This is a genomic window from Fodinicola acaciae, from assembly GCF_010993745.1.
Classification (GTDB): Bacteria; Actinomycetota; Actinomycetes; order Mycobacteriales; family HKI-0501; genus Fodinicola; species Fodinicola acaciae.
In genome coordinates, this window is record NZ_WOTN01000004.1 from 697,436 (window position 1) to 718,614 (window position 21,179).

Below are 21,179 nucleotides of genomic sequence, written 5' to 3' on the forward strand. Positions count from 1 at the left end.
TTGTGCGGGGTCGCCGTCGCGTTCGTCGACCGCCGCGCACGAACCGCACGTGCCGCGGTTGACCGCGTTGAGCCTGTTTCGGCTGCAGGTGGCTGGTGCGGCCGTCGGCCTGCCGCTTTACCTCGCCGATCTCGTTTTCCGCCTGCCATGGGCGTATCGATGCGGGCTCGGTGCGGTCGCCTTCGCTGCCTTCGAACGCATCGACTTCTGGCTGGAAAACCGCGAGCCGACGGTGACCGACCTGGTCTGGAGTCGCGGCACGGCGTTGCCACGCACGGCAGCACCTGCGCTGGTGGCGGCAGGAGCCTCGCCTGGTGCGCGCCTTCCTCGAGTCAGCGGGCGCGGCCGACGGCAAGTAGGTGCGCGCTCGCGGCGCGGATCGCCGGGTCGCGCTCGACCAGCCTCGCCGCGCGCAACGCGGACGCCTCGGACTCCGGGTCGCCGCTGTTGTCGGCCGCCGGCCACGCCGGTCCTTCCAGGCCATACACCTCGACCTCGGCGCAACCGGCGGTGACCATCTCCTCGGCGAGGCCGTCCGGACTGTGTAGATAGGCCAGCTCGACGAAGTCGTCGGGGAGGACTCCGCGACCGGTCGCCACGATCCGGCCGGCCTGCGCGGCGGTCTCGTCGGACAGCAGGCCACGCCGCGACAGGTCCAGGATCGGTGCGTAGCGACTCACCGCGGCGGCCGCCAGAAGCCCGCCGGGACGCAACACGCGCAGACCTTCTGTGATCGCGGCGAGCCGGTCTTTTCTTTCCAGCAAATGATAAAGCGGTCCGAGCATGACGACAGCGTCGACGGATCCGTCAGTTTCCTCGAGTTCGCGCGCGTCGCCGACCCGAGCGTTGAGCCCGGCGATTTTCGCCGCCGCCTCAACGTGTGCCGGCACGACGTCGACCAAGGTGACGTCGTGACCGTCCTCGACCAGCCAGCCGGAATGAATGCCGGTCGCGCCGCCGACATCGAGCACCTTGGCCGGAGCCGGCGGCAGGTGGCGGCGCAGCAATTCCTGCGTACGAACGAATTCCAGCCGACCGTGCACGCTGTCGGTCAGCCTCGCGTACTCGACGAAATTGTCGGTGTAGAACGCCACCAGGTCTGCCATGGAGCAAGTCTGGGGGATGGATTCGGTGCGTGGAAACCCAATTTTGTTCAGCGCGGCGCCGGCAACACCGTGCCGGCCAGCGATTTTTCACCGCTGGCGAGCATTCTGGTGCCGAGGTACATCAGGCCGGCGGCGACCGCCATCAACACCGCGCTGGCGGCCCACGCGGTCGGATACGAGGTCAGCTGGACCAGCGTTCCGAAACTGAGCGGACCGACGCAGCCGCCGGCGTAGACACCGGCCTGGGTGATCGAGGTGGCGGCGGCCGGCGCAGACGGATTCAGCCGTACGACGGCGAAGTTCACCACGCCGGGCCAAGCCCAGCCGAGTCCAAAGCCGAAAATCGTGCCGACCACCAGGGTGATCTGACCGGGCGCGGCCAACAGCGCCAGACCGATCGCGCCGATCGCCAGCATCACCACCACGATGCGCAGGTGACCGGCGGGTTTCCGGTCGGCGACCCAGCCGCTGGTCAGCCGGCCGGCGATGCCGAAGACGCTGCCGAGCGCGAGCACCAGTCCGGCCGCCGCCTCGGTGACGCCGTGGTCGACGGCCGAGCCGACCAGGAAGGTGCCGAGCGCGTTTGCCGTGCCGGCCGCCAGGCACGCGCCGACCGCGACGACAACGAGCGCGGCGAGCTTGGCGTCGCGCTCACCCGCACCACCTTTGGCGCGAGCTTTTCCTTTCGGCACGACCAAGAGTGCCGCCAACGCGAGAAGTGCGCAGACACCGAAGGCCCACCGCCAGCCGACCGTCAGGCCGAGCGCCGGCACCGCGATGCCGGCGATCAGCGTCGAGGTCGGAATGGCCGCCTGTTTCACGCCGTACGACAGGCCCTGCCGCCGCGCCGGCACCGACTCGGCCAGCGACAGGTTCGAGCCGAGCTGGCCAAAAGCGTTGCCGATGCCGCCGACCACCAGGAAGGCGACGACCACCGCGTACGAATGCGCCAGCAACGCGATGCCGGCCATGCACGCCGCCGCGAGCACGATGCCGGAGCGCGTGACCGGCGCGGCACCGTAGCGCTCGGCGCACCGGCCGGCCGGCAGCGACGCGACCGCGCACACGGCGAAGTAGATCGCCACCAGCCCGCCGAGGCCGGCCGGACTGATGTGCAGCTCCCGGATCATGAAGACGGACAGGCCACCGAGCAGGAAGACCGGTACGACGGAAGCGACGGTCGCGATGACAGCACCGGTGGCCGCGCGGACCGCATGGTTGTTGGCCTTGCTAACGGTGTCGATGCCTTCAAGGTAGGACGTTTCATCTCCGGTGCCGCTGTGACATCAGCCTCATCTGGCGTGTCGTGCCAGACTGGGTGACGTGCCTGAGCTGCCTGAGGTGGAGGCGCTCGCCGCGTACCTGCGCGAGCGTGCGGTCGGCCATGCCGTCGCACGCGTCGACCCGGTGGCGATCAGCGCTCTGAAGACGTACGACCCGCCGGTCACCGCGCTGGCCGGCCTGACCATGACCGGTGCCGGCCGGCACGGCAAGTTCCTGGACATCGACGTGGACGGCCTGCACCTGGTCGTCCACCTGGCGCGCGCCGGCTGGCTGCACTATCGCGAGTCCCTGCCGCCCGCGCCGCCGCGACCGGGAAAGGGGCCGATCGCGCTGCGGCTGCACATCGACGACGGCTCCGGCTTCGACCTGACCGAGGCCGGCACCAAGAAAGGCCTGTCGGTCTACCTGGTGAAGGATGCCTCGGAGGTGCCCGGTGTCGCGCGGCTCGGGCCTGACGCGCTGTCGGTCACGGTGGACGAGCTCGCCGAGATCCTGTCCGGTCAGGGGAGCCGGATCAAGAACGTGCTGACCGAGCAGTCGGTGATCTCCGGCGTCGGCAACGCGTACTCCGACGAGATCCTGCACCTGGCGAAGCTGTCACCGTTCGCGATCTCGTCGAAGCTGTCGCCGGACGACGTGGCGACCCTGCACTCGGCGATGCGGACGATCCTGACCGACGCGGTGTCGCGCAGCGTCGGCCAGGGATCGGCGACGCTGAAGGGGGAGAAGCGCTCCGGGCTGCGCGTACACGCGCGCACCGGCATGCCCTGTCCGGTCTGCGGCGACACGGTCCGCGAGGTGTCGTACGCGGACAAGTCGCTGCAATACTGTCCAACCTGCCAGACCGGCGGCAAACCTTTGGCTGACCGCCGCCTCTCCCGCCTCCTCAAATAACCGACGACGCAATCGGATTCCGATTGCGTCGTCGGATAGGAGTCCCCGCGGCGGGGGTTAGCGGCCGAGGCGGGCGCCGAGGTAGTCGACCGGGACGGTCTGCTCGGTTTCGACGGCCTTCATGGCGGCCTCAAGCATCGCGACCACGTCGGCGCCGTGCTTGCCGGTGGACGGGGACGCCTCGCCGGAGCGTACGCAGCGGAGGAACTGCTCGGCCTCGTTGCGCAGCGGCTCGGTGTCCTCGAGCTCCTGCGGCACCTCGTCGCCATAGCGGTAGGACAGCTTGAAATCGCCGTACGACTCGGAATACCGCGGCACGTCGACGCCCTTGTCGCAGAGCATGACCTTGAACTCGGCGGCCAGGTCGTCGTAGATCAGCATCTTCTTCGACCCGACGAACACCATCTGCCGGATCTTCTTGGCGTCCAGCCACGAAACGTTGAGCTGCGCGACCGCACCGGAGCCAAACTCCAGATTCAGGAACGCGACGTCGTCCAGGCCCGGCTGCAGGAATGACCGCGCGCGGCCGGACACGGTGGTCGGCCGCTCGTCCAGCACGTGCGCCAGGATCGAGAAGTCGTGCGGCGCCAGGTCCCACAGCGCGCCGACGTCGTGCCGCACCGGGCCGAGGTTGACGCGCGTGGAGGTGGCGTAGCGGATCTCGCCGAGCTCACCGCCGGCGACGATCTCGCGGATCTTGCGTACGGCCGGCGTGTAGACGAACGTGTGGCCGACCATCAGCTGGACGCCGGCCTCCTCGGCCAGGCCGACCAGCTCGCGCGCCTCCGCGGAGTTGGTGGTGATCGGCTTTTCCACCAGCACGTGCTTGCCGGCCTCGATCGCCTGCTTGGCCAGGCCGAAATGCGTACGCGCCGGCGTACAGATAACGACCGCGTCCACGCCGGCCGCCAGGACCTCGTCGAGGGTCGCGTACGAGTCGATGTCCGGCCGGTTCTCCTTCAGCCGCTGGCGGCTGTCGTCGCTGGGGTCGCCGACGATGACGTCGCAGCCCAGGTTGGAGAAGTTGCGCAGAAGGTGGGGTCCCCAGTACCCGTACCCCAGCAGTCCGATCCGCTCCGCCATTACCGCGGGCCTCCCTCGGAGCAAGTGCCCCATGTCAGTGTCACTGTCGATGTCTCGTGCAGTTCCCTGCTGCGCGGACGTTAGCATCGACGGCCATGGCCCAAAGTCGTCGCCTGCACGTCGGCATGCTCGCCGTCACAAATTATGAGAGCGATCCACGGGTCCGCCGGCAGGCAGAGGCCCTCGTCGCGCGCGGTGACGAGGTCACCGTGCTGGCGCTGAACTCGCCGGACCGTCCACGCTACGAGGTGCTCGACGGCGTGAAGGTCGTGCACTTCAGGACCGAGAAGTTCCGTGGTTCCGGTGGCGCCGGCTATCTGAAGCTGTACGGCGACTTCGGCCTGCGCGCGGCCGCCTGGATGGCGCGCCATCCGCGCCGGTACGACGTGGTGCAGGCGCACTCGATGCCGGAGGTCCTGGTGTTCTGTGCCGCGCTGCAGAAGGTCGTCCGGGTGCCGCTGCTGCTGGACGTACACGACATGACCTCGCGGCTGTTCGAGTCCAAGTTCGGCGAGTCCAAGATCGTCAAGGCGGTGCACGCCAGCGAGACCGCGTCGATGGCCTTCGCCGACGAGGTGATGACCGTCCACGAGCCGTACGCGGAGGCCCTGCGCGCGCGTACGAAGCGGCCGGTCAGCAGTGTGCTGAACAGTCCCGACGAGAAGATGTTCACGCCGAGCCGGTGGCGCGAGTGGGATCCGGCGAAGGAGATCGTCTTCAGCTACCACGGCACCATCGCGCCGCGGCATGGCCTGGTGGCGTTGGTGGAGGCGCTGCAGATCGTCCGCACCCAGCTGCCGAAGGCACGCCTGCAGGTACGCGGCGGTGGTGACGGCCTGGCCGCTGTCGAGGCCAGGGTCGACGAGCTCGGCATGCGCGACGTGGTCGACCTGCCGCAGCGGATGTACGCCGTGCACGACATGCCCGCGCAGATCGACGAGGTGCACATCGGCGTCGCACCCAACCAGCTCGACGTCTGGACCGCCGACACCCTGCCGACCAAGATCCTGGAGTACGCGGCGATGGGGGTCCCCTCGATCAGCTTCCGCAACCCGGTGGTGACCAGGTATTTCCCGGAAGACTCGCTGACCTACGTCGACCCGGCCAGTCCACGGAACCTGGCCGACGCGATGCTCAAGCTCGCCAGGGACCCGGAGGCGGCGCGCAAGCAGGCCGACCGCGCGACCGAGGTGATGGCGGAGCTGTCGTGGTCGCACCAGAAGCAGATCTACCTGGACGTCATCGACCGCATGGCCGGTCGATGACCAGCGCGGTGTCCAAGCCACGGCCGAAGAAGACCGAGTCGCGCAAGGTCAAGAAGGCCAGGAAAACCCGAGAGGCCCAACAGGCACGCGACGCCGAGGAGACGCGTCTGGCCGCGCGGAAGGCAGCGGCGGCGGCCCTGGTGAAACCGGAGGCCGCGCCGGCCGGGGACGAACCCGCCGTCCAGGACGTGGCGGCCGAAGCCGAGCTCGTCGCACCGGTCAGGCCCGGCCGGGCGATCATCAGCTCCGGGCTGCTGACGATGGTGGCGCTGGCCAGCCTCGGCGTGGTCCGCCTGCTGCACCAGTCGCTGATCAACCACTACTACGGTGACCAGGCACGATACGGCCAGGTCGCGCTGCTGATCTCGATCGCGACGATCACCAGCCTGGCATTGCCGGCCGGTGTCGCGAGCGCGATGAGCAAGTTCATCCCCTTCCACCGCGGCAGTGGTTCGGAGCCGGCGGCACGTGCCGTCTACCGGTTCCTGTCCCGCATCGGTCTGGCTGGCTCGCTGTTCTTCGGTGTGGCCGTGGGCTTTCTCATCCCGTTCTTCAAGCCGGAGATCGGACCTCGTGACGCGATCCTGGTCGGCCTGCTGACGTTCACCTTCAGCACGTACAGCTTCGACAAGGCCGCGATGTACGGCTTCGACCGCGTCCGGCCGTACACCATGGTCGAGATCTCCACCGGCCTGCTCACGATCGGGATCACGGTCGCGCTGCTGGTGACCAGATGGGATGCGTTCCTGCTGCCATTGGTCGTCGGCTACGCACTGTTCAGCCTGGTGTCCCGGTGGTTGTTGCGGCGAGATCTGGCCGGTGAGACCGCGCCGGCGACCGCGATCAACCGGCGCGAGATCCTCACCTTCGTGGCGCTGGCCTGTGCCGGCACGCTCGCCTCCACCGGCTTTCTGAACGGCACCAACGTCCTCGCCGACATCTTCGGTGGTGACCCGCAGGCCGTTGGTTACTTCGGTTCGGCGGTGGCCCTGATGGCGCCGATGAACCTGTTGCCGCGCGCTCTCAACCTCGCGTTGTTCCCGGCAATGGCACACGCGCAGGGTGCTGGCGACACCGACGCCGTACGCAGGCACAGTGACATCTCCACCCGCGCCTTGTTCGTGGTCCTGGCGCCGGTCTTCGCGGCCGCTATCCCGCTCGCTCAGGTGATCCTGATCGTGTTCGGCAAGAATGCCGAAGCCGGCACCACGGTCCTGCAGATCATGCTCGGCGCGACCTTCCTATCGGTCGTCCAGGTGGCGTCGGTCAACGCGTTGTCGTCCGGCACGTTGCGACAGGTCCGCATTCCGGTCATCTCCGCCGTCACCGGCGCGGTGATCGGCGTGGCGCTCTCACCGCTGATGGCGCTTTGGCTCGGAGCGCCGGGGATCGGCATCGCGTATCTCGCTGGCACGACGGTGATCGCCGGGGGACCGATTGTGGTCACCTGGCGGCTGCACCGGATGCACTGGACCGGCATGGTGATCAGGTCGTTGAGCGTGGTCGCGCTGGCCGGCGTGGCCGCCGGAGTGATCGACGCGATGGGCCTCACAACCGGCTTCACCGGCGTGGCGACCGCGGTCGGCGCGGCCGTTGTGGTATTCGCGATAGCGATCGTCGTTCTGTGGCCTGAGCTGCGCAAACTCATCGCGGTGGCGCGGCGGCGAGGCAGTTTCTGAAGACCGTGAACGGGGTACATCGGGGCACACATCCGCAAGGCTGGCGCGCTCCGGTGCTAAGCTCGTAGGGTCACGTGCGGCACGCACACGCGTGACACCGGTAGTGCCGATCGAGGAGGCTCGGCTTGACCGTTCTATCCCGGGGTGGGCTGGCTACGGCCGCCCGCGATCAGGCGTCCCCGAAGTCCGGACGCGCTGGCGGGCCCCCGACACCGCTGATCTCCCAGCTCTCCGACGAGCTGGTGAAGCACGGTCCGCGCGGTCGCTTCCAGCGGATCGCGACCCGTTGCCTGGACATCCTGTTCGCGAGCATCGGCATCCTGCTGGCGTCGCCGTTCATGCTGCTCGCCGCGCTCTGGGTCGCCGTCGACTCACCTGGTCCGGTGCTGTTCCGGCAGGAGCGCGTCGGCCGCGGCGGGCGCAGCTTCACGATGCTGAAGTTCCGCTCGATGCGGACCGACGCGGACGAGAACGTGCACAAGGAGTACGTGCAGAAGATCTACACCGAGGGCGCCACCACGGTGGCGGCCAAGCTGCACAACGACGACCGGGTCACCAAGTCCGGCAAGCTGCTGCGCAAGACCAGCCTGGACGAGCTGCCGCAGCTGTTCAACATCCTCGGCGGCTCGATGAGCCTGGTCGGCCCCCGTCCGGTGCTGCCGTACGAGGTCGAGGTGATGGGTCCGGAAAACCTGGACCGGTTCGCCGTCAAGCCCGGTTTGACCGGCCCCTGGCAGGTGCACGGCCGTGGCCGTACGACATTCTTGGAAATGATGGAGTTCGACGTGCGCTACGCGCGCCAGGCCACGGTCCTCACCGACCTCGGCCTGATCGTGCGTACGCCGGTCGCGGTTCTGTCCGGCAAAGGCGCGAAGTAGACCTGGTTGCTGGTCCCCCCACGCGGGTGGCCGCCGCCGGCTCGACACAAGTTAATTGAGACGACGTACGGCGACACAACCCGTTTGGAATCCGGCGATAGTGACCTCCTTGACCACTGCTGACCTGGCCCCCACCGCGAAGCCCGCTCCGGCAACCGATCCGAGGCCTCTTTCGCCGCCGATCTCCCGCGCGCTGAGCACGATCATCCTGGTCCTGCTCGGCGCGTTGTTGGTCGACGTGCTGTTCGAAGGCTGGATCCAGCAGCTGTTCGGGCACGCCGGGCCGATCGACCCGAAGACCCTCCAGCCGACCTGGGTCCTGGCCGACTGGCCCAAGGACGTGAAGAGTGCGCTGTTCCTGGCGCTGCTCGCGTTCACGCTGCTCAAGGTCGCCATCGACCAGAGCTGGCGGGACTTCCTGACCAAGGCGGAGCTGGCGCTGGCCGCGCTCGGCGTGATCATGGTCGCCTCCGGCCTGCTCGGCGGGAGCGGACTGACGCTGATCGGCCAGGCGCTGTTCGTCTATTTCCGCGGCGTCATCGTGTTCTTCGCCTGGCGCGCCGTGCGGCCGACGATGCGGCAGCTCAAGCCGATCTTCTACGTGGTCGGCGCGATCGCGGTGGTCAACGCGACCATCGCGATCGTCGAGAGCATGCTCGGCTACCCCATCTACAAGCTGCTCGGCTGGACCGACCTGACCTGGGCCAACATCAACCGCGCGCACGCGCTGCTGAACCACCCCAACCACCTCGGCCACTTCCTGATGGTGATCGAGATCGGCCTGATGGCGTGGTTCACCACCAGGGACCGGATCAGCAAGAAGCACTGGTTCCTGTTCGGCCTGCTGGCCTGGGGGATGGCCGCGACCCAGTCGCGCGAGTCGGCGATCGGCTTCGTACTCGGCATCGCGGTGATCTGGTGGCTGCGCCGCAAGCCGGTCCGGCCGCTGGTCTTCGGCCTGATCGTGGTGGTGCTCTTCAGCGGCCTGCAGCTGGTCGCGACGCCGAGCAACGTCGGCGTGCTGGCCAAGCGGATCCTCGGCGTGTTCAACGCCTTCCAGACGCCGTCCGGCCAGGAGACCGAAGGCACCTCCTCGCGAGAGATCCGCGTCCTGTTCTACCAGCAGGGTCTGGGCCTCTACGCGAAGAAACCGGTGCTCGGCTATGGCGTCGGCCAGTTCGGTGGCACGGTCGCCTACCAGGCCAACCCGAAGTGGTACGAGAAGTTCAACTTCCGGCTGCACGGCGCCAAACCCGACCAGGTCGACTCGTTCTGGCTGCACCTGCTGGTGGAGACCGGCGCGCTCGGCTTCCTTGCCTATCTCATCTGGCTGTTCTTCCTGGTGGCACCGATGGTCCGGTCGCGGACCCGAGGGCCGGACGTGTCGCCGTTCGTGCTGTGGGGTCCGCCGGTCGTGGTGGCCGCGATTCTCTCGGCGTTCCTGTCGCCGCTGCTGGAGGACCAGCTCTTCCCGGTGTTGCTGTTCACCGTGCTCGGCCTCGGCTGGTCCACGCTGCGCCGCGGCGACAGCGCCGACGCGATCCCGGCGACCCTGCTGGCCGGTCCGGCGCATCCGGTCACCGCGCTGCACAGGCCCGCGGTGCTGCCGGCGGGTGTCTCCGACGACCACCTCACGTTCACCTGGCGCAGGAAACCGACCGAAAAGGCTGGTCAGGACACGGATGACAGGTCAGCACCAGGCGGCGCCGAGCCGGCCGGTGAGCATCGCGGTGGGTGACTGGCCGCACATCCGGCGGTAGCGGATTTCGGTTCGGCGGCGGGTCGCTGGCACACTGGGCCGCTGAGCGTACGCACGCGGCCGGGCCGCGGCGCGTACGCGGGGAACGACCTCGAGAGGCGCAATGAGGCGTCTCACCCGAAGGGAGGCTCACAGACCTGTGAGCGCACCAACTCGTACGGCCGACGGCATCGCACAGGTCGGCTTCGGCTACTGGGGCCCCAACCTGGCCCGTAATCTGGCCACCCACGCCGGCCCGCGCTGGCGGCACCTGGTGGACCTGTCACCGGAGCGGCGGGACAAGGCCGCCGGTCTCTATCCGCAGGTCAACGTCACCGAGGACCTGGACAAGGTGCTCGCCGACGAGACAGTCGGCGCGGTCATCGTGTCGACGCCGGCGGCCAGCCACGCGCCGCTCGCGCGCAAGGTGCTCGACGCCGGCAAGCACGTCTTCGTGGAGAAGCCGCTGGCGCTGACCACCGCCGACGCGGTGGCGCTGGCCCGGCAGGCCGACGAGGCCGGCCTGGTGCTGATGGTCGGCCACACCTTCGAGTTCGTGCCGGCCGTGCGCAAGATGAAGGAGATCATCGACGCCGGCGAGATCGGCGACGTGCTCTACATCCACTCGCAGCGGCTCAACCTCGGCCGCATCCAGAGCGACATCAACGCGTTCTGGTCGATCGGCCCGCACGACATCTCGATCGCCAACTTCCTGACCGGCGCCAACCCCGAGTGGGTCTCGGCGCGCGGTGCCAAATACCTCAACGAGTCGGTCGAGGACGTCACGTTCGTGACGGTCGGCTATCCCGGTGGCGTGCTGGCCCACATGCACGTGTCCTGGCTCGACCCGAGCAAGACGCGCCGGACGACCGTGGTCGGTGCCGACAAGATGCTCGTCTACGACGACATCGACGCCGACGCCAAGCTCAAGGTCTACGACAAGGGTGCCGACCGGCTCGACGCCGATGCGTACGGCGCCTACCAGTACCGGCTGCGCGACGGTGAGATGCACGTGCCGCGGCTGGAGATGGTCGAGCCGCTGGCCACCGAGCTCAAGCACTTCCTGGACTGCACCCTGACCGGCGAGCGGCCGCGGACCGACGGCTGGAACGGCGCGCGCGTCGTCGCCGTGCTGGAAGCCGCCGACGAGTCGCTGAAGAACGACGGCGCCAAGGTCAAGATCGAGCTTCCGGTCGCACTGACGGTGGCTCAGTGACCGCGTCCCTCACGATCTCCCCGCTGGCCGTCGTCGACAGCCGCGCGGAGCTGGGTGACGGCACGGTGGTCGACGAGTTCTGCTCGATCGGCCGGTCCGGCCCCGACAAGCCGCTGGTCGTCGGAGCCAACTCGATCCTGCGCAGCCACACGGTCATGTACGCCGGCACCACCACCGGCGCGCGGTTCGCCACCGGTCATCACGCGATGATCCGGGAGAACTGCACGATCGGTGAGAACGTCTCGGTCGGCACGATGAGCGTGCTGGAGTTCAACGTCACGGTTGCCGACGGCGTACGCATCCATTCCCACTGCTTCATCCCCGAATACACGGTGCTCGAGGAGAAGGCGTGGATCGGGCCGCGGGTGACGGTGACCAACGCGCCGTTCCCGCGCTGCCAGCACATGCCGGACTGCCTGGTCGGCGTACGCGTCGGCCGGGAGGCCAAGGTCGGGGCCAACGTGACGCTCCTGCCCGGCGTCCAGATCGGCGAACGCGCGCTCGTCGGCGCCGGCGCGGTGGTGACCAAGGACGTGCCACCCGGCGCGGTCGTCGTCGGCAACCCGGCTCGGGTCGTGAAGACCATCGACGAGCTGGTCTGCACCGTCGGCGAACCGCACGCGCCGTATCCATCCGCTTCGAACTGATTTTTGGAGTATTCAATGCCGAAGATTCCACTGGTGGACCTCAAGGCCAACTACGCGCGGCACAAGGAAGGCATCGACGCCGCGATCAAGAACGTCATCGACAACACGGCGTTCATCCAGGGCCCCGCGGTCAAGGAGTTCGAGGCGGACTTCGCCGCCTTCTCGCAGGCGAAGTACGCGGTCGGCGTCGCGTCCGGCACGGCGGCGCTGCACCTGGCCATGGTCGCCGCCGGCATCGGCCCCGGTGACGTGGTCGCGACCCCGTCGCACACCTTCATCGCCACCGTCGAGGCGATCAGCTACACCGGCGCCACGCCGAAGTTCATCGAGATCGACCCGGAGACGGGCCTGATGGACCCGGCCGACCTGAAGAAGAACATCGACGGCGTCAAGCTGGTGCTGCCGGTGCACATCCACGGCCGCCCGGTCGACCTGGACGCGATCGGCGCGATCTGCGAAGAGGCCGGCATCCCGCTGATCGAGGACGCCGCGCAGGCGCAGGGCTCGGACTACGTCAAGGCCGACGGCACCAAGGTGCGCTGCGGCTCGTACGGCCTGGCCGCCTGCTTCTCCTTCTACCCCGGCAAAAACCTTGGCGCGTTCGGCGACGCCGGCGCGGTCACCACCAACGACGAGGCCTTCGCCAAGAAGGTCGCGCAGCTGCGTGACCACGGCCGCACGAGCAAGTACGTGCACGAGATCCTCGGCTTCCCGGAGCGGCTGGACACCATCCAGGCGGCGATCCTGAAGGTCAAGCTGACCACGCTGGACGCCGACAACGAACGCCGGCGCGAGATCGCCAAGCGCTACACCGAGAAGCTGGCCGGCGTCGGCGACCTGAAGACGCCGCCGGAGACGCCCAGCCTGATCTCCAACTACCACCACTACGTGCTGCGGACCGCACACCGCGACGCGCTGGAGGCCTTCCTCAAGGACAACGGCGTCGGCGTGGTGATCCACTATCCGGTGCCGGTGCACCTGCAGCCGTCTTACGCCGACCTCGGTTACAAGAAGGGTGACCTGCCGGTCACCGAGGCGTACGCGGACAGCATCGTCTCGCTGCCGATCTTCCCGGAGCTGACCGACGAGCAGGCCGACTTCGTGGTGGAGCAGGTCAAGAAGTTCTACGAGACCGTCTGAGAGTCATGAGCGCAGCGCTTCGGATCCTGGCTGTCACCAACCTCTGGCCGGAAGGCGGAAGCTTTCGCGGAGTTTTCGTGAAGGAGCAGGTCGAGGCGCTGCGCAAGCTCGGTCACCGGGTCGACGTGGAGATCGTCGCGCAGTCGCGCGGCAGCAAGGACTATCTGCTCGCCGCGCCGCGGGTACGCGCTCGCGCTCGGGCTGGCACGCCGGACGGGCCATACGACGTGGTGCACATCCACTACGGCATGACCGCCGCCGCGGGTCGCCTTGTCGGCGGCACTCCGCGTGTGTTGTCGCTCTATGGCAGCGACGTCAACTCGCCGAAGGAACGCAGGATCACGCAGCTCGGTTCCGGTGGTGTCGCGAAGCGGATCTACGTGTCGAAGCGGCTCGCGGTGACCGCGGGTGACCCTGACGGTGTGGTCATCCCCAACGGTGTCGACTTCTCCGTCTTCGCGCCGGGCGACCGCGAGGCGGCGCGCGCGGCACTCGGCATCGAGCCGCACGAGAAGGTCGTGCTGTTCGGCGGCCTGCCGGCCAACGAGGTCAAGGGTTACGACGTCTTCTCCGACGTGCTGAAGCGGTTGACGTCCGCCGACGACTCGGTGCGCGAGCTGGTGCTGTCGGAGAAGAACCAGCCGACCGAGCGGGTCGTGCGTAAGTACGCCGCCGCCGACCTGCTGCTTTTCACCTCCCGCAAGGGATCCGAGGGTTCGCCGACGGTCGTCAAGGAGGCCACCGCGATGGGCCTTCCGGTCGTCAGCGTCGATGTCGGCGACGTGGCCGAGATCCTTCGCGAGGTGACGCCGTCGCAGGTGGTGGCCTTCGCCGAGCCGTACGGCACGCCGGCGGCGCATGACGCGCTGGTGCACGCGCTGGCGGAGGCGGCGACCGAGGTGCTGTCCACCAAGACGCGGTCCAACGGCAGGGAGGCCTGCGCCTGGCTGGACTCGCCGGCGATCGCCGAGCGGATCGTCGAGGTCTACCGTTCGGTGATCCGATGAGTCCGAATGTCACCTCCGGCCGCTCCGCCGCAGGTCACGCGGGGTCGGACGACACAATCGGATTCCAATTGGTTCGCCGGCTATCCCCATATTTTATGGCAAAAGCGACATTCCTGGCGGAGGTTGCATGAGTTCGGCGCTGGTCACCGGTGCGCACGGGTTCGTCGGCACGCACGTACGCGCCGAGCTGTCCGGCCGCGGCTGGGACGTGACCAGCCTGGGCCGCGCCGAGCGTACGGACGCCACGTACGTCCGCCACGACCTGGCCGCCGACCCTGCCGACACGCTCGCCGACCGGTTGGCCGACCTCAAGCCGGACGTGATCTTCCACCTCGCCGCCTCGCCAGCGTTCAAAGCCGCCGGCGGTGACCCCACCGCGCTGGTCGCCGACGCCGTCTCGGCCACCTTCAACCTGTGCCGCGCCATGGTGGTGGCGGGCAGCAAGGCACGGCTGCTGGTGGCCGGCTCCTCGGCGCAGTACGGCGCGCTGCCGCGTGAGCTCAATCCGGTGACCGAGGACGCACCGTGCCGACCGGTCAACGCGTACGGCCACGCCAAGGCCGCCGCCGAGTCCACCGCGCTGGCGTTCGCCGCGACCGGCGCGATCGACGTGATCCCGGTACGCGCCTTCAACCACATCGGTCCGGGCGAGCCGCCGACGACGGTCGCCAGCGCCTTCGCGCGCCGGATCGCCGACGTACGCGCCGAGCTGTCCGACACCGTCACGGTCGGCGACCTGGACGCCGTACGCGACTTCACCGACGTGCGGGACATCGCCGCCGGTTATGCCGAGCTGGCCGAGCGCGGCGAGCCGGGCCGCCTCTACAACCTCTGCTCCGGACGGGAGGCCACCGTCGGCGACGTGCTGGAAGCGTTGCTGGTCGCGGGGGGTCTGGACCGGTCCGTGGTGAGGGTCACGGACCCGCCATCGGGTGCCACGAACCGACCTGGCAGCATTCCGTATCAGGTCGGTTCTCCGGCGCGAGTGCGTGCGGAGATCGGGTGGAGCGCGAAGCGGTCACTGGCCGACAGCGCGCGCGACCTGCTGGACGCCGTGGAGAAGGCTGGACGGCCGTGACGGAAGGACAACCGGTGCAAAGTTGGACAGGCCGGAAGGTTCTGGTGACCGGTGCCGGTGGATTCATCGGTTCGCACCTGGTCGAGGAACTGGTCCGTGCCGGTGCTCAGGTGCGGGCCATGGTGAAGTACAACGGCCGCTCCGAGACCGGCATGCTGGCGCTGTCGCCGGCGGAGGTGCGTGAGTCGGTCGAGGTCGTGCACGGCGACATCACCGACCCGTTCTACGTGAAACATGTCTGCCAGGACCGCGAGGTCGTCTTCCACCTCGCCGCGCTGATCGCCATCCCGTATTCCTACACCGCGCCGAAGTACTACGTGGACGTGAACGTCAACGGCACGCTCAACGTGCTGCAGGCGGTGCGCGAGCTGGAGATCCCGCGGATGGTGCACACCTCGACCTCCGAGACGTACGGCACCGCGCAATACACGCCGATCGACGAGAAGCATCCGCTGCAGCCGCAGTCGCCGTACTCGGCGTCCAAGATCGGCGCCGACTGCATGGCCGAGTCGTTCTACCGGTCCTTCGGCACGCCGGTCGCGACCATCCGGCCGTTCAACACCTACGGTCCTCGGCAGAGCGCTCGCGCGGTCATCCCGACCATCGCCAGCCAGCTGCTCGCCGGCCGCGACGAGATCAAGCTTGGTGACCTGCGGCCGGTACGCGACCTCACCTACGTGACCGACACCGCGCGTGGATTCATGGCGATCGCCGACTCCGACGAGTGCGTCGGCACGGTCACCAACATCGGCAACGGCAAGGGCATCACCATCGGCGACCTGGCCAGGCTGATCGCCGAGGTGGCCGGCCGGCCGGACGTGCCGGTGGTCGAGGACGGCCAGCGGCTGCGGCCGGCCAAGAGCGAGGTCTTCGAGCTGATCGCGGACGCCTCCGCGGCGAAGAAGCGGGCCGACTGGGAGCCACAGGTGTCGCTGAGAGAGGGTCTGTCCAGAGTCGTCGACTACGTCAAGGACAACCTGCATCGCTTTGACGTAGACCGGTATACGACATGAGGGCTGTGATTCTGGCCGGCGGCAAGGGGACGCGGCTCAGACCGTTCACCACCAGCTTCCCCAAGCCGTTGATGCCGGTGGGTGACATCCCGATCCTGGAGATCGTGCTGCGCCAGCTGCGGATGCACGGTGTCACCGAGGTGACGATGCTGACCGGCCACCTGGCGTATCTGCTGGAGGGCTATTTCACCGACGGCTCCGAGCTCGGCATGAAGATCGAGTACATCCGCGAGGACGCCCCGCTCGGCACCGCCGGGCCGCTGCGGTCGCTGACCGGCAAGGTCTTCGACGACTTCTTCGTGATGAACGGCGACCTGCTGTGCAACATGGACTTCAGCGCGCTGATGAAGCAGCACAAGGCGGAGGCCAACCCGGTCACGGTGTCCACGTACGTCCGCAGCGAGAAGATCGAGCTCGGCGTGCTGAAGGTCGCCGAAGGCGGCCGGGTCTACGGCTACGAGGAGAAGCCGACGCTGCGCTATGACGTGTCGATGGGGGTCTACGCGATGTCCCCGTCGGTGCTCGAGCGCATCCCGGACGGCTTCTACGACATGCCGACGCTGATCCTGGACCTGCTGGCTGCCGGTTTCGAGGTCGGCAGCCGCCGGCACGACGGCCTGTGGCTGGACATCGGCCGGCCGGACGACTACGACGAGGCCAACTATCTCTTCCGCAACGACCCGGAGCTGTTCCTCCCGGGATACGCACCGCCGTCGCGCTGAGAGCTATTTCCTGCGGGGCGAGACCGTGGCGTGAACGAGGGGCCGGCCTACTCGGGCGACGTGGAGGAGTCGGGCGGGGTCCGTGCCCAAGGTGGCGGCCAGCGTCGTCCGAGTAGCCAGGCAGTCGATGATCTGACTGAGCGGATGGCAGGCCAGGCCATAGCGGGTCAGGGTGAGCCAGAGGCGCATGAGGGCACGGCCGGCCTCGACCTGGCCGGCCGGGTCCGACGGACCTTCCAGGACCAGGACCGAGCCGTCGTACGCGAGCAGGGACCTCGACGCGGCCGCGAGCGCCGCTGGCAGGCCGACCCGGTGCAGCGGGCGGTGCAGGGCGAGCGCGGTCCGAAGACCGACTGCTTCCGTGCGGCTGAGGGCCAGCGCGCGATCGGTGAGGCCGTCGCGGTCGTAGGACGGGTGCGTCGGTGTGAGCCTCAGCCACTGCCGCAACTCATCGGTGATCGGCACTGACGAGAACATGTGCCGGTCGGCGTCGACCATCAGGCCGGCGACCTGCCGCGTGTCGAGCACGTGGACGGTCGCCAGCTCGTTCAGGTCTGCCACGATCGACTCGCGAAGCCGGCCCGCCTCGTACGGGCCGCGGTTCGTCCGGCGGTCGCGCAGGTCGGCCGAGGTGAAGTCGGTCTCGTACCGGCCTGCGACCAGCCAACCGACGCGGTGACCGGCAAGCTCGGCCTCGAACGAGAGGTCGCGTGCCGCGATCAGAGCCGTCTCGACGAACGCTCCCATCGACAGGCGCAGGTCGCGGCCGGTCGGGTCGGCGGCCGGCAGAGCGTACGCCGGATCCCAGCAGACCTCGATCGAGTCGTCGCCGTAAATCAGGGTCCACGGCTGCGTGTTGTGCGCGCTCGGTGCCCGCCACATCAGCGACTCAAGCGGTCGCAGATCCATCAGATTTCCCTTTCGTAGAACGTGTATCCGTGCAGTGGCCGGCCGCGCATCGCGCGATACTGTGCCGTCGAGGCGGGGTTGGAGCGTTCGACGTACGTGCTGCGGAGCGTGTGATAGCCGCCGGAGCGCAGGTTGCGCAGGAGCTCGCGGGAGAGCAGCCGCAGATAGCCTTTCCCCTGCTCGCTGGGGATGGTGCCTTTGACGATGAGGATCGCGTCTTTGCCGCGTCCGCGGACCAGCAGACGCAGCTGGTGCGGCAGGTCGAGGTTGCCGTCGACACCGGCGACGAACTCGGAAATGTCGGGGATGCACAACACAAACGCGATCGGCCTGCCGGCCTTGGTCAGATAGAGCAGCAGCGACTCGTCGATGAGAAAGGCCAGGCCGTCGGTCTGCGCCGCCAGCTGCTCGGCGGAGATGTCGGTGTAATAGCCGAGCTGGGCGAAGCTGGCGTTGAGCAGCTGGCGCAGGATCGGCAGCTGGGTCGCGAGTTTCTTCTTGTTTCCCCGGTGAATCTTCAGCTGCTCGGCAGCGATCCGGTTGTCGTCGAAGGCAAAGACGTCCTCGACCGCCCGCTCGTCGCGCTGCAGGTCGTCGCAGATCCAGGTGTCGGACCGGAAACGCTGGTGGAAGCCGTTGGCGGCGTACGCGGCCGGATAGTGCGGCCGGTTCCAGGCACTGTCGACGAAGCCGCGGCTTTCGAAACCGGAGGTGATGACACCGCCGGACTGGTTTGGCAGCAACGACACCGGTCCGAAGATCGCCGAGGCGTACTTCTGCCTGCCGGCGTCGGCGATCTCGTCGAACAGTGCCTTGGCCACGGTGTCGTCGTCGACGAACTCGGTCAGGCCGAAGAGCTGCAGCTTCCTGCCGAGTTTGCGATCGAAGCCGGCGTCGGTGTGCAGGGTCGTCCGTGCGACGACCTCGCCGCTGCCATCGCGCAGCAGTGCGAGCTGGACGTGTTCGCGGTGCCACCGCCTGATCTGCTGCCGGATCGCCGGGACGTAACGCGGATCGCGGCCGTAGAGGCTGGCCGGAAATGCGATGAAGTCGGCGAGGTCGCGACGGGTCCGTACCAGCGTGAGCCTCACCGGACGACCTTCGGTCCGGTGGTTTCGTGGGATCTCGGCGTGAACGTGTCGATGTGTGCCATCAGGCCGTCCTCGGCGCGCCAGACGCCCTGCGAATAGCCGGATTCGGCCGCGCTGTAAAACCTGATCCAGCCGCCGGTGGCGCGTTTGGTGCCGTCGCTGATCCACGGCATCAGCGCGCGATGGTGCTTGCTGCGCGCGAAAAGCAACATCGCGTCGCGGTCCTCGAACAGCGCGATGGTGCCGAGGGTGAACGGAAACTCCCAGTAGACGGTGTGCCAGACATAGCCGCGCATCCGTTTCAGGTCGCGCAGCAACCGGAACCAGATGCGGCTCAGGCCGATCAGTGCCAGCGGGCCGTTGTAGCGGGTGGCGCCGATGAACATCGCGGTGGCCTGCGCCTTTTCCGGCGCCCGGCTGAAGTCGGTGGTCTTCATGACGTGGTGTCCCTGACGAGGTAGGTGTTTTTCAGCTTGGTGTGGTCAAACGGTCCGCCGCCCGGCGGAAAGACCCGCACGCGTACGTCCGCCGAACTGGGGTCCTCGGCGAGCGACTGGGCGAAGTCGCGGGACACCTTCGCGAGGTGCCTGATCACGCCCGCACGGCAGGTTTCGCTGAGCTGGTCGCGTTGTTGCTGACCGAGCGGCTCACGCAGCTCGATGTTGACGACTGGCCGCGACTCGTGGTCGGTGGTCTCCACCAGTGAGAGGCAGAAGCGGTTGATGTGGTCGGCCAGCGGGTTTGCGTCGTACAGGCCGTATTCCACGTCCTGCGGATAGATGTTGGCCCCCATGTAGGAGATCGTGCTGTCGGCGCGGCCGAAGAGCAGGAGCAGCGGCAGCGTCATCCGCTCGGACCCAGTCGCCTTTTTGGCTTCTGCCCAGCGTTTCGGCTCTTTCTTCAGGATCCGTACGACCTCCGCGTAGGAGAGCAGTGCCGCCTCGTCGCCGACGTTGTAGCGCAGTTTTGGCTGCAGCACGTGTGTCGAGGTGACCGTACAGAGGAGTTCGTTGCGGTCGTTGACTTCCAGGTAGGTGTCCAGCGGGTTGTACTGGAAAATCATCGGCAGCCGCTGCTCGTCGTCACCCAGCAACTCGGCGCGCAACCGCTGGTCGGTCATCAGTTGTTTGCGCAGCCACACGGTGAAACCCGTCTCGGCCCCCATGCCGATGGTCAGGTCGCTGGCGCCGAAGCAGGAGCGCACCGACACGAAACGCTCGGTGAGATAGTCGCGCAACGCTTCGGTGAGTGCCTCACCGCCGACGACGCCGTGGATTTTGTACGCACTCCAGTCGAAACGCTCGGCGTCGAGACGGTCGCGCAGGTGCTTGAGAAACGGTGGATAGGCGGTGACGAGATAGTCGAAATCCGGGCCGAAATGGCGCAGCGTGTCGACGATCTTGTCCAGGTCGGGTCCGGTGTTCTTGACCATCGCCAGCCTCGTCATCGCGATGCCGGTGTTCGTACCGGTGGCCCAGGCGCCCATCGAAAACGCGTTGATCGCGAACGGCCGCCGTGCCGGGAAAACCAGGCTGGTGTAGCAGGCCGCGTTGCGATAGATCGAGGCCAGCTCGCGGCGTCCGCGGATCCAGTTGAACGGCCGCCCGGACGACCCGGACGACTCGTCGACCATCGTGCCGACCAGCTCCAGCCGGCCATCGCGACACCGGCTGGTCTCGTCGTACGCGACCACATAGTTGCGCTTGTTGGTCTCGTTTTCGTTGCAGTGCTTGACAAAATGCCGGTAGGCCGGGACGGTCAGCGCGGCCAGCCGGCGGGTCGCACGCGCGTGCGTACGCGCCACGCGGTCCAGCCACGGCCGATAGCGGCGGACCAGCCGGCGCCAGATCGCCGGATGGATCGCGGACACCCGATAGCCGTAGGTCAGCGCGACGCAGAAGACCCGCAACGCCAACACAGTGAGGTGCTCCAGCGGCGTACGCGGGTCGAGCGCCGGTGACTGCGCGACCGGCGCCTTGGCCGGCGCGGTGACCTCGCGGTTCACCTTGTCCCGATAGGAGGACAGGCTGTTCGAGACCGTGTAGGCGGTCTGCGCCGGCAGGTCGACGGACCTGACGTTGGTGACCGCCTCGGCGATCAGGCTGTTGAGGGTGGGGATGAGCGACATCATCATGGGTTCCGGTGGTCTCGAGGCTGAGTGGCTGACGAGATCCATCCTTCGGCAGTGCGTTACTCACCAGTAGCGCCATAGTCCCCAGCCTTCGCTGAGTACTTTCCCTCAACCACCCAGCGCACCAGACGACGCAATCGGATTCCGATTGCGTCCGCTGATGGCGGCTGACCTGCGGCTTTATCGGCGCTGGTGACAATCGGACAGCGTGATTCCTGTCCGGTTGTCACTTTGTGGACCAGGTTTTCCGGAGAAATGGGCAACAAAGTTACATCCGGTGCACGACCTCGGAGCGCAG

General features: G+C 67.8%; 19 protein-coding genes. 12 read left to right on the top strand and 7 right to left on the bottom strand.

Going from position 1 to position 21,179, the window contains the following annotated elements:
* Positions 1-332: 332 nt before the first annotated feature.
* Positions 333-1,106, bottom strand: coding sequence for a class I SAM-dependent methyltransferase (locus GNX95_RS38800; protein WP_163512782.1), 774 nt, complete (start codon positions 1,104-1,106; stop codon positions 333-335).
* 47 nt (positions 1,107-1,153) lie between these two features.
* Positions 1,154-2,350, bottom strand: a complete 1,197-nt coding sequence (locus GNX95_RS38805) for an MFS transporter (RefSeq protein WP_163513813.1) — start codon at positions 2,348-2,350, stop codon at positions 1,154-1,156.
* 79 nt (positions 2,351-2,429) lie between these two features.
* Here GNX95_RS38805 and GNX95_RS38810 point away from each other — a divergent pair, with 79 nt between their 5' ends.
* Entirely contained in the window at positions 2,430-3,284 is an 855-nt protein-coding gene (locus GNX95_RS38810) for an Fpg/Nei family DNA glycosylase (protein WP_163512784.1), read from the top strand.
* A 57-nt stretch (positions 3,285-3,341) separates the two neighbouring features.
* Here the strand turns inward: GNX95_RS38810 and GNX95_RS38815 are convergent, their stop codons facing one another.
* Positions 3,342-4,367: a Gfo/Idh/MocA family protein gene (locus GNX95_RS38815; protein ID WP_163512786.1), complete on the bottom strand. Its 1,026-nt coding sequence runs from the start codon at positions 4,365-4,367 to the stop codon at positions 3,342-3,344.
* Positions 4,368-4,462: 95 nt separating this feature from the next.
* Here GNX95_RS38815 and GNX95_RS38820 point away from each other — a divergent pair, with 95 nt between their 5' ends.
* The 11 genes from GNX95_RS38820 (at position 4,463) to GNX95_RS38870 (ending at position 16,750) form a co-directional block, all read left to right on the top strand.
* Positions 4,463-5,632 (top strand): glycosyltransferase, encoded by a 1,170-nt coding sequence (locus GNX95_RS38820; RefSeq protein WP_163512788.1) that lies wholly within the window; start codon positions 4,463-4,465, stop codon positions 5,630-5,632.
* The gene (locus GNX95_RS38825) at positions 5,629-7,311 is read left to right on the top strand and encodes a lipopolysaccharide biosynthesis protein (protein WP_163512790.1); all 1,683 of its coding nucleotides are present in this window, start codon (positions 5,629-5,631) and stop codon (positions 7,309-7,311) included. Before GNX95_RS38820 ends, GNX95_RS38825 begins: the two co-directional genes overlap by 4 nt.
* Before the next feature lie 125 nt (positions 7,312-7,436).
* Positions 7,437-8,189: a sugar transferase gene (locus GNX95_RS38830; protein WP_222854268.1), complete on the top strand. Its 753-nt coding sequence runs from the start codon at positions 7,437-7,439 to the stop codon at positions 8,187-8,189.
* Positions 8,190-8,298: 109 nt separating this feature from the next.
* A complete protein-coding gene (locus GNX95_RS38835) occupies positions 8,299-9,927 on the top strand; it encodes an O-antigen ligase family protein (protein ID WP_163512791.1) in 1,629 nt (542 codons plus the stop codon).
* Between the two features lie 160 nt (positions 9,928-10,087).
* Positions 10,088-11,143, top strand: a complete 1,056-nt coding sequence (locus tag GNX95_RS38840; protein WP_163512793.1) for a Gfo/Idh/MocA family protein — start codon at positions 10,088-10,090, stop codon at positions 11,141-11,143.
* Positions 11,140-11,790, top strand: coding sequence for an acyltransferase (locus GNX95_RS43960; RefSeq protein ID WP_281357006.1), 651 nt, complete (start codon positions 11,140-11,142; stop codon positions 11,788-11,790). The genes GNX95_RS38840 and GNX95_RS43960 overlap by 4 nt, the downstream gene beginning before the upstream one ends.
* 15 nt (positions 11,791-11,805) lie before the next feature.
* Positions 11,806-12,930, top strand: a complete 1,125-nt coding sequence (locus GNX95_RS38850) for a DegT/DnrJ/EryC1/StrS family aminotransferase (RefSeq protein ID WP_163512795.1) — start codon at positions 11,806-11,808, stop codon at positions 12,928-12,930.
* Between the two features lie 5 nt (positions 12,931-12,935).
* Positions 12,936-13,937: a glycosyltransferase family 4 protein gene (locus GNX95_RS38855; RefSeq protein WP_163512796.1), complete on the top strand. Its 1,002-nt coding sequence runs from the start codon at positions 12,936-12,938 to the stop codon at positions 13,935-13,937.
* 127 nt (positions 13,938-14,064) lie between these two features.
* Entirely contained in the window at positions 14,065-15,015 is a 951-nt protein-coding gene (locus GNX95_RS38860; RefSeq protein WP_163512798.1) for an NAD-dependent epimerase/dehydratase family protein, read from the top strand.
* Between the two features lie 14 nt (positions 15,016-15,029).
* Positions 15,030-16,028 (top strand): SDR family NAD(P)-dependent oxidoreductase, encoded by a 999-nt coding sequence (locus tag GNX95_RS38865; RefSeq protein ID WP_163512800.1) that lies wholly within the window; start codon positions 15,030-15,032, stop codon positions 16,026-16,028.
* Positions 16,025-16,750 (top strand): sugar phosphate nucleotidyltransferase, encoded by a 726-nt coding sequence (locus GNX95_RS38870; protein WP_163512802.1) that lies wholly within the window; start codon positions 16,025-16,027, stop codon positions 16,748-16,750. The genes GNX95_RS38865 and GNX95_RS38870 overlap by 4 nt, the downstream gene beginning before the upstream one ends.
* Before the next feature lie 3 nt (positions 16,751-16,753).
* Here the strand turns inward: GNX95_RS38870 and GNX95_RS38875 are convergent, their stop codons facing one another.
* From GNX95_RS38875 to GNX95_RS38890, 4 genes are read right to left on the bottom strand one after another with little or no spacing between them, the layout of a single operon-like run.
* Positions 16,754-17,659, bottom strand: coding sequence for a nitroreductase (locus GNX95_RS38875; RefSeq protein ID WP_163512804.1), 906 nt, complete (start codon positions 17,657-17,659; stop codon positions 16,754-16,756).
* Positions 17,659-18,750, bottom strand: coding sequence for a hypothetical protein (locus tag GNX95_RS38880; protein WP_163512806.1), 1,092 nt, complete (start codon positions 18,748-18,750; stop codon positions 17,659-17,661). Before GNX95_RS38880 ends, GNX95_RS38875 begins: the two co-directional genes overlap by 1 nt.
* Positions 18,747-19,187: a DUF4188 domain-containing protein gene (locus tag GNX95_RS38885; protein WP_163512808.1), complete on the bottom strand. Its 441-nt coding sequence runs from the start codon at positions 19,185-19,187 to the stop codon at positions 18,747-18,749. The genes GNX95_RS38880 and GNX95_RS38885 overlap by 4 nt, the downstream gene beginning before the upstream one ends.
* Positions 19,184-20,884, bottom strand: a complete 1,701-nt coding sequence (locus tag GNX95_RS38890; RefSeq protein WP_222854269.1) for a phenylacetate--CoA ligase family protein — start codon at positions 20,882-20,884, stop codon at positions 19,184-19,186. Before GNX95_RS38890 ends, GNX95_RS38885 begins: the two co-directional genes overlap by 4 nt.
* Positions 20,885-21,179 lie beyond the last annotated feature (295 nt).

Excerpts from the sequence above, each read along its gene's own strand:
- GNX95_RS38815 (WP_163512786.1), bottom strand. The coding sequence starts at position 4,367 with ATGGCGGAGCGGATCGGACTGCTGGGGTACGGGTACTGGGGACCCCAC.
- GNX95_RS38800 (WP_163512782.1), bottom strand. The coding sequence starts at position 1,106 with ATGGCAGACCTGGTGGCGTTCTACACCGACAATTTCGTCGAGTACGCG.
- GNX95_RS38860 (WP_163512798.1), top strand. The coding sequence starts at position 14,065 with ATGAGTTCGGCGCTGGTCACCGGTGCGCACGGGTTCGTCGGCACGCAC.
- GNX95_RS38890 (WP_222854269.1), bottom strand. The coding sequence starts at position 20,884 with ATGATGATGTCGCTCATCCCCACCCTCAACAGCCTGATCGCCGAGGCG.
- GNX95_RS38870 (WP_163512802.1), top strand. The coding sequence starts at position 16,025 with ATGAGGGCTGTGATTCTGGCCGGCGGCAAGGGGACGCGGCTCAGACCG.
- GNX95_RS38855 (WP_163512796.1), top strand. The coding sequence starts at position 12,936 with ATGAGCGCAGCGCTTCGGATCCTGGCTGTCACCAACCTCTGGCCGGAA.
- GNX95_RS38875 (WP_163512804.1), bottom strand. The coding sequence starts at position 17,659 with ATGGATCTGCGACCGCTTGAGTCGCTGATGTGGCGGGCACCGAGCGCG.
- GNX95_RS38885 (WP_163512808.1), bottom strand. The coding sequence starts at position 19,187 with ATGAAGACCACCGACTTCAGCCGGGCGCCGGAAAAGGCGCAGGCCACC.
- GNX95_RS38825 (WP_163512790.1), top strand. The coding sequence starts at position 5,629 with ATGACCAGCGCGGTGTCCAAGCCACGGCCGAAGAAGACCGAGTCGCGC.
- GNX95_RS38850 (WP_163512795.1), top strand. The coding sequence starts at position 11,806 with ATGCCGAAGATTCCACTGGTGGACCTCAAGGCCAACTACGCGCGGCAC.
- GNX95_RS38820 (WP_163512788.1), top strand. The coding sequence starts at position 4,463 with ATGGCCCAAAGTCGTCGCCTGCACGTCGGCATGCTCGCCGTCACAAAT.